The sequence below is a fragment of the Stenotrophomonas sp. GD04024 genome (genome assembly GCF_029837545.1).
GTDB classification, from domain to species: domain Bacteria; phylum Pseudomonadota; class Gammaproteobacteria; order Xanthomonadales; family Xanthomonadaceae; genus Stenotrophomonas; species Stenotrophomonas forensis.
In genome coordinates this window covers 1-926 of the sequence record NZ_JAOEDV010000155.1, presented here as the reverse complement: position 1 = coordinate 926, position 926 = coordinate 1, and the positions used below count along the sequence as shown (strand labels likewise).

Sequence of the window (926 nt, the reverse complement as noted above, 5' to 3'; positions counted from 1 at the left end):
GCCTTGCCCACGGCTTCGTTCACCGCGGCCACGTCGCCGGCCAGTCGATCGATGATCTCCTGCCCCACCCGCTGGTTCGCCCGCTCCGCCTCTTCCCATGTCTCCTGCATCTGCTCGCCGAGGTTGTTCCCCAGCGCCTTGACCACCACGCGCATGCCGGTGGAGAGCTCGCCCGAGGTGTTCACGCTGCGGCAGGCGAACGTCCAGTCGCCCGACTCGGGGATAACCGCTTCGAACGGCGCCGTGTGGTAGCCCGTCTCGCCTACCGGCGTCATCGCATCCCAGTCCGGGCTCATGTCCTTTCCCGGCATGTAGCGGATCTCGACGCCGGCGAAGTCTGCCGACCGCGTCGTGTCGCCCAGCCAACCCCAGGTGTAAAGCCGCACGCCGCCGCTGCGTTCTTCCACGTCGAACAGGTCCACCAGCACCGGCGGCACATCGGCGCCCTGCGTGGCATAGGTCACCGTCACCGCCACGCCGGCCTGTCCGTCAGGGCTGTAGGGCCGCACGGTGATCGGATAAACGCCGGCACGCGGAATGCGCCAGGTGGCCGAGCGCGTGGTGGTCGAGGCGACCTGCTCCAGCTCCGAATTCTGGTCCAGGTCCGACAGCACGCGGATCTCGCCCACCGGCCCGGTGATATCGAACGAGGCCTGCAGCTCGGAGAACACGGTGTCGCCCTGCACCACCTGGCGCTCGGTGATCCGCAGGTTGCTGGCCACCGGCCGGGTGCCCAGCTGGGAGCCGTTTTCCGGCGGGATGTACTCGCCGGTCTTCACGTAATGCCAGTACTCCGGGCCCTCGGCCACCACGTCGACCGCGGCGCCCTTGAGGTCGTTCTCCGGTTGGATGCCCACCACGCGCACGCGGTAGCCCGGCGTCTGCTTGAAATCGTAGATCCAGATCGTGTCCCATGCCGGGTTGCT

Annotated in this window: 1 pseudogene; it reads right to left on the bottom strand. The window is 68.0% G+C overall.

Going from position 1 to position 926, the window contains the following annotated elements:
* A pseudogene (locus N7590_RS22070) lies at positions 1 to 926 on the bottom strand (phage tail protein); the annotation flags it as partial.